We start from the raw sequence: 6,962 nt of genomic DNA, 5'->3' as shown, positions 1-6,962 counted from the left end.
CGGAACCGCGTTGCGGTTGACGGTGATGTCGATCGCGGCGAGGCGGTCCTCGGCTTCCTGGCCGTTGAGTTCGCAGTTGCGCAGGTCCACGAGCACCAGGTGCACGTCGGTGCCGCCGGAGATCACGTTGATGCCCTTGGCTGTGACGTCGGGCTGGACGAGTCGCTCGGCCAGGATCCGGGCACCGGCCAACACGCGTTCCTGGCGTTCCTTGAACTCTTCCGACCCGGCGATCTTGAAGGCCACGGCCTTGCCGGCGATCACGTGCTCCAACGGTCCGCCCTGCTGGCCCGGGAAGACCGCGGAGTTGATCTTCTTGGCGATGTCGGCGTCGTTGGAGAGGATGATGCCGCCGCGCGGACCGGCGAGGGTCTTGTGCGTCGTGGACGTCGTGACGTGCGCGTGCGGGACCGGGGACGGGTGCAGCCCGGCGGCCACCAGGCCGGCGAAGTGCGCCATGTCCACCATGAGGTACGCGCCCACGAGGTCGGCGATCCGGCGGAACTCGGCGAAGTCCAGCTGGCGCGCGTAGGCGGACCATCCGGCCACGATCAGTGCCGGCTTGTGCTCGAGCGCCAGGCGCTCCACTTCGGCCATGTCGATCCGGTGGTCCTCTTCGCGGACCTGGTAGGGGATGACGTTGTACAGGCGTCCGGAGAAGTTGATCCGCATGCCGTGGGTCAAGTGCCCGCCGTGCGCCAGGTTCAGGCCCATGATGGTGTCGCCCGGCTTGATGAGGGCGTGCATCACCGAGGCGTTGGCCTGGGCGCCGGAGTGCGGCTGCACGTTCGCGTACTCTGCACCGAACAGGGCCTTCACCCGGTCGATAGCCAACTGCTCGATGACATCCACGTGCTCGCAACCACCGTAGTAGCGCTTGCCCGGGTAACCCTCGGCATACTTGTTGGTCAGCACCGAACCCTGCGCCTGCATGACAGCCACGGCGGTGTGGTTCTCCGAGGCAATCATTTCCAGGCCCGAACGCTGACGGTTCAGCTCGTCGTCGATCTTCGCCGCGATCTCCGGATCCAGCTCGGACAACACCGTATCCAGGCTCGGCGAAACAACCTGCTCGAACGCAATGTTCTCGGTGCGCGCGGTTCCGCTCGCGGCGCTCACAGCTCGCCACCGTTCTTGGAAGCGTATTCCTCTGCGGAAAGCAGCGGACCGTCGGACTCGGCGGCCACCTTGAAGAGCCAGCCCGCACCGTACGGATCGTTGTTGATCAGTGCGGGATCGTCGACGACGGCGGGGTTGACTTCCGTGACCTCGCCCGTGACCGGGGAGTACAGGTCCGAAACGGACTTCGTGGACTCCACCTCGCCGCAGGTCTGCCCCGCAGTCACAGCGGAACCGACCTCGGGCAAGTCAACGTACACGATGTCGCCGAGGGCATCGGTGGCCACGGCCGAGATGCCAACAGACACAAGATTGCCGGCTTCGCGGGCAACCCATTCGTGCTCGTCGGAGTACTGGAGTTCAGGTGCAACTTTTGCCATGTTTTTTCCTTTGCGTTGGTCTAAGAAAACAGTTGTGGTCGGGTTGGGTGGCGGATAACGGAATTCCTCGGCGTGCTCGCTCGTTCCTCGCTTAGACGCACGCTGCCGGAATCCCGTCACCCGTTATTCGTCAGTTCAGTTTTCGGGGCCAACCGTTCCGGAAAAGAACGCTGGCCCTTTCGGTTTTAGTCGGTAATCCGTGGTTCCCGCGAGCCCAAGCTGCGGCAGGTGGCCTATCATCCAGCACCTTTGGCTTTCGAAAGCGAGAGCCGAAGGTGCCGGACTGAATCTGAACCCGCGGTGAGCCGAGAGCCGCCGCTGGCCGGGAGGATCCGGAAGCGTGCGTCTAAGGGAGCGACACGTCCGCTCAGCGGGCGTCTTCGCGACCGAGCACGCGAAGGATTCTTCCGTCCCGCGGCTCCCAGCCACCCCCGGATCCGACGGGCTCAAGGCGTGACGACTTACTTGACTCGCTTGTAGAACGGCAGTGCGACAACCTCGAACGGCTCGGCCTTGCCGCGCAGGTCGACGTCAAGGGCCGTGCCGGGTTCGGTGTGTTCGACGTCGACATAGGCCAACGCGACGGGGTAGCCGAGGGTGGGGCTGGGCTGGCCGGAGGTGACTTCGCCGACCACGACGCCGTCCTTGAGGACCGGGTAGTGGCTGCGGCCGGCGCGGCGGCCGAGGCCCTTGAGACCGACCAGCTTGCGGCCGCTGGTGGAACCGGCGCCCTCAGCCTTGAGGGCTTCCAGGGCAGCACGGCCTACGAAGTCGCTTTCCTTGGCGAGGGAGACAACGGGGCCCAGGCCTGCCGAGAAGGGGTTGCCTTCACGGGAGAGTTCGTTGCCGTAGAGCGGCATGCCGGCTTCCAGGCGCAGGGAGTCACGGGAGGCCAGTCCGGCGGGGATCAGCTCACCGTCCTGGGCAACTGCTGCGATTGCTTGCCAGAGGGCGGCAGCGGCATCATTGTCCACGAAGATTTCGAAGCCGTCCTCGCCGGTGTAGCCGGTGCGGGCGAGCAGCAGTTCCGTCGTGTTCCCGGCGAAGGTGAAGGGCACCTCGACGGCGGCGTAGTACTTGAGCCCGGTGACGATGGAGTGCTGTGCGGCAGGGACGAGGCGGAGGAGGATTTCTTCCGCTTTGGGGCCCTGGACGGCGATCAGCGAGGTTGCCGCGGAGACGTCCTCCACGACGACGTCGAAGTTGGCTGCCCGCTGTGCCAAAGCCTCGGCAACAACCTTGGCGTTGCCCGCGTTCGGGACCACCAGGAAGGTGGAGTCGCCGCGGCGGTAGGTGATGAGGTCGTCGATGATGCCGCCGTCTTCCTGGCAGATCAGCGAGTACTTGGCCTTGCCGACCGACATGGCGGAGATCTTGCCCACCAGGGCGTAGTCCAGGAATGCCGCGGCTTCCGGGCCGGTGACCCAGACTTCGCCCATGTGGGAAAGGTCGAACAGGCCCGCGGACCGGCGGACGGCGTGGTGCTCGGCCAGTTCCGAGTCGTATTTCAGGGGCATCTGCCAGCCACCGAAATCGGTGAAGGAAGCGCCGAGCTTCTTGTGCTCTTCGTAGAGCGCAGTGTAGTTCTCAGTCATCGTGAGGAGTCCTTTAGTTCTCGAAGGCTTCGATCGGAGGGCAGGAGCAGACCAGGTTGCGGTCGCCTGCGGCGCCGTCGATGCGGCCTACGGGCGGGAAGTACTTGTCCTGCTTGAGGTGATGGACCGGGAAGACGGCCTGCTCGCGGGAGTACTCGCGGTTCCAGTCAGAGCTCACGACGGCGGCCGCCGTGTGCGGTGCGTGGCGCAGCGGGCTGCTCTCCACCGTGAAGTCGCCGTGGGCGACCTGGTCGATTTCCTTGCGGATGGTGATCATGGCTTCGATGAAGCGGTCGATCTCCCCGAGGTCCTCGGATTCGGTGGGCTCCACCATCAGGGTGCCCGCGACGGGGAACGCGAGGGTGGGTGCGTGGAAGCCGTAGTCGATGAGGCGCTTGGCCACGTCCTCGGCGGTGACGCCGGTCTTGGCGGTCAGTTCGCGCAGGTCCAGGATGCACTCGTGGGCTACGAGTCCGCCTTCGCCGGTGTAGAGGACGGGGAAGTACTCGTTCAGGCGGGAGGCGATGTAGTTCGCGGCAAGCAGGGCGGACTTCGTGGCCTCGGTGAGGCCTTCGCCGCCCATGAGCTTCACGTAGGCCCAGGAAATCGGCAGGACGCCGGCGGAGCCGAAGCGTGAAGCCGAGATGGGCACGTCGTTGCCTTCGGTCCAGGCCGCGGCATTGCCGGGCATGAAGGGGGCCAGGTGCGCCTTGGCCGCGACCGGGCCCACGCCGGGTCCTCCGCCGCCGTGCGGGATGCAGAAGGTCTTGTGCAGGTTCAGGTGGGACACGTCGCCGCCGAACTTGCCCGGCTGGGCCAGGCCGACCAGGGCGTTGAGGTTGGCGCCGTCGATGTACACCTGGCCGCCGGCTGCGTGTACGGAGTCGCAGACCTCGCGCACGTCCGCGTCGTACACGCCGTGCGTGGAGGGGTAGGTGATCATGATGGCCGAGAGGACGTCCTTGTTGGCGTCGATCTTGGCCTGCAGGTCCGCGTGGTCGATGGTGCCATCGGCAGCGGTGGCCACCACCACCACCTTCATGCCGGCCAGCACGGCCGAGGCTGCGTTGGTGCCGTGGGCGGAAGCCGGGATGAGGCAGACGTTGCGCTGGGCCTCGCCGCGGGAGTGGTGGTAGCCGCGGATCGCCAGCAGGCCAGCGAGCTCGCCCTGGGAACCGGCGTTGGGCTGGATGGAGACCTGGTCGTACCCGGTGATCTCGCTCAGCTGGGATTCCAGGTCCGTGATCAGCTCGCGCCAGCCCGTGGTCTGGGAATCCGGGGCGAAGGGGTGGATCGAGGCGAATTCAGGCCAGGAGATCGCTTCCATCTCGGCGGTGGCGTTCAGCTTCATCGTGCACGATCCCAGCGGGATCATGGTGCGGTCCAGCGCCAGGTCCCGGTCCGAGAGCTTGCGGATGTAGCGCAGCAACTGGGTTTCGGAACGGTGCGTGTTGAACACCGGGTGCTGCAGGTAGTCCGAAGACCGCTCGACCGCGGCCTCCAGGACGAAGCCCTCATTGGCTTCGGTGAGTGAAGCACCAAACGCATCAAGGACACCGCCGACAACCGCCGTCGTTGTGGTCTCGTCAACCGAGACGCCCACAGTGTCGGCGTCGATGCCGCGCAGGTTGATGCCCTTGGCCTCCGCGGCTGCGACGATCCCGGCAGCCTTGCCCGGGACGCGGACGGTGACGGTGTCGAAGAAGCTGCCGTGCAGGACCTCAAGGCCCGCGGCCTTCAAGGAAGCAGCCAGGGTGCGGGCGTGGTGGTGGGCGGTCTCGGCGATCGCCTTCAGGCCCTCGGGGCCGTGGTACACGGCGTACATCGAGGAGACGATGGCCAGCAGTGCCTGCGCGGTGCAGATGTTGGAGGTGGCCTTCTCGCGGCGGATGTGCTGCTCACGGGTCTGCAGCGCCAGGCGGTAGGCGGGAGTGCCGGCGTCGTCCTTGGAAACGCCCACCAAGCGGCCCGGCATCGAGCGCTCCAGGCCCTTCTGGACCGCCATGTACGCGGCGTGCGGGCCGCCGAAGAACAACGGCACGCCGAAGCGCTGGGTGGAGCCGACGGCGATGTCGGCGCCCTGCTCGCCCGGAGGCGTGATCAAGGTCAGGGCCAGCAGGTCCGCAGCAACCGTGACCAGGGCGCCGCGTTCCTTGGCGGCGGCGATCACGCCCGAGTGGTCGAACACCCGGCCGGAAGCGCCCGGCTGCTGCAGCACGATGCCGTTGATCTCGCCCTCGGGCAGGCCCTGGGACAGGTCAGCGATCTCCACCTCGAAGCCCAGCGCCTCGGCGCGGCCCTTCACGATGGCGATGGTCTGCGGGAGGCAGTCGGCATCCAGCACCGTCTTGCCGTCGTGGGCCGTCTTGTTCTTGTTCGCCCGGCGCATCATCAGGACCGCCTCGGCCACGGCCGTGGCTTCATCAAGGAGGGAAGCGTTGGCGATGGGCAGGCCCACCAGGTCCTGGACCATGGTCTGGAAGTTCAGCAGGGCTTCGAGGCGGCCCTGGGAAATCTCCGGCTGGTACGGGGTGTACGCCGTGTACCAGGCCGGGGACTCGAGGATGTTGCGGCGGATCACCGGCGGAGTGACCGTATCGTAATAGCCCTGGCCGATCATCTGCACGGCCGTCTTGTTCTTGGAAGCCAGCCTGCGCAGCTCAGCCAGGACCTCGACCTCGCTCAGGGCGTCCTGGAGCGTCAGCGCGACGTCCTGGCGGATGTCTTTGGGAACCGCGGTGTCCACCAGCGAATCGACACTGTCGTAACCAACAGACTTGAGCATGATGTCAATGTCGGCCTGGCGGCGGGCGCCGATATGCCGGTCAACGAACGCGGTGGAGGTTGAACTAACCGTCACGAAGGAACTCCATTTATAAGGCGGCGCAAGGTACGCCACAGCTAATCGGATTCCTCCCCGCTCTGTATTGGACCTGAGAGTTTCCGCGAAACGTGCTTATGGCACTTTCCGCTTGCACCGTCGGTGAGCGCGCGTCAGCGTGCTGCTTTCCAGAGTTGCCTTGCCGCGGCGGTGCGTGGGCCTGAGAGATTCCTGGGGAGGATTTGCTCCTACGGCGCCTGCATCACATGCCTGCAGGACTCTCCCGCCGCAGATCAAAGGCGTATTCAATTGTGTGAATCGACTGTGGTTGCCGGTGACGGCTGCCACAACTACCAATTGTCCTATGGACTGCCCGCGTCCGCAAATAGGGTTACCTAGCAGCCCGACTTTCCCAACTGACTGGCACTTGTTGTCGTTTTGGAGCCTCAAAACGACACCTACTGCGAGTCAGTTGGGTGGCCACTCAGGTACGGAGGCGTTCGACGGCGGCCAGCAGCGCACCGACGTCGGCGCTCCTCGCGCTGGCCTTGACTTCCGTATCACCGGCGCCGCCTTCGAGCATTGCGTTGAAGTAGAGTCCATCGCCCATGTACCGGACGGCCTTGGCCATTTCAGGCCCGACTTCCTCGGCGAGCACATCGAGCCATTGTTGCTGGATTCCCGCGAAGCGCCTGCGGGTTTCTTCATGGGCTACTTCCGCGAGACGCGTGGCTGCCACAAACACGCGGTCCAAGGGCGTGTCGGCCCAGAGCGAGGACTTGATGAAGAACGCGGCAGCACCTTCCGGAGCTGCCTTCATCGCCTCGATGTCCAGCGCGGCCAGCCCGTCCATGCGCTCGAGCAAGGAGCTGATCATGGCTTCCTTGTTGGGGAAATGGTAGAGCAAACCGCCCTTGGAGACGCCTGCGCGCTTGGCGACGGCGTCCAGGGTGGCAGCCCGCTCCCCCACCTCGATCAGCAGGGCTTCAAAAGCATCCAGGACAGCGTCCCGGGCAATAGGTTTTCGCGGCATGGTGTCCATCATCC

The 6,962-nt window shown here is 65.5% G+C and carries 5 protein-coding genes and 2 riboswitches; all 5 genes read right to left on the bottom strand.

Features of this window, described 5'->3' with window-relative positions:
- On the bottom strand, positions 1-1,119 hold a 1,119-nt coding region (gene glyA / locus QRN45_RS08110; protein WP_284762910.1), incomplete at its 3' end, for a serine hydroxymethyltransferase.
- Positions 1,116-1,499 carry a glycine cleavage system protein GcvH gene (gene gcvH, locus QRN45_RS08105; protein ID WP_241708143.1) on the bottom strand — a complete coding sequence of 128 codons (384 nt, stop codon included), beginning with the start codon at positions 1,497-1,499 and terminating at the stop codon, positions 1,116-1,118. The genes gcvH and glyA, both read right to left, overlap by 4 nt.
- Before the next feature lie 461 nt (positions 1,500-1,960).
- Positions 1,961-3,094, bottom strand: a complete 1,134-nt coding sequence (gene gcvT / locus QRN45_RS08100) for a glycine cleavage system aminomethyltransferase GcvT (protein WP_284762909.1) — start codon at positions 3,092-3,094, stop codon at positions 1,961-1,963.
- 13 nt (positions 3,095-3,107) lie between these two features.
- Positions 3,108-5,954 carry an aminomethyl-transferring glycine dehydrogenase gene (gene gcvP, locus QRN45_RS08095; protein ID WP_241708141.1) on the bottom strand — a complete coding sequence of 949 codons (2,847 nt, stop codon included), beginning with the start codon at positions 5,952-5,954 and terminating at the stop codon, positions 3,108-3,110.
- A 52-nt stretch (positions 5,955-6,006) separates the two neighbouring features.
- Positions 6,007-6,112: riboswitch (glycine riboswitch) on the bottom strand.
- A gap of 1 nt (position 6,113) precedes the next feature.
- A riboswitch (glycine riboswitch) is annotated at positions 6,114-6,211 on the bottom strand.
- Between the two features lie 188 nt (positions 6,212-6,399).
- Positions 6,400-6,948, bottom strand: a complete 549-nt coding sequence (locus QRN45_RS08090) for a TetR/AcrR family transcriptional regulator (protein WP_078106300.1) — start codon at positions 6,946-6,948, stop codon at positions 6,400-6,402.
- Positions 6,949-6,962: the final 14 nt, after the last annotated feature.

The sequence above is a fragment of the Arthrobacter sp. efr-133-R2A-63 genome (assembly GCF_030209795.1).
Classification (GTDB): domain Bacteria; phylum Actinomycetota; class Actinomycetes; order Actinomycetales; family Micrococcaceae; genus Arthrobacter; species Arthrobacter bambusae_A.
This window is presented reverse-complemented; position numbering and strand designations above follow the sequence as displayed.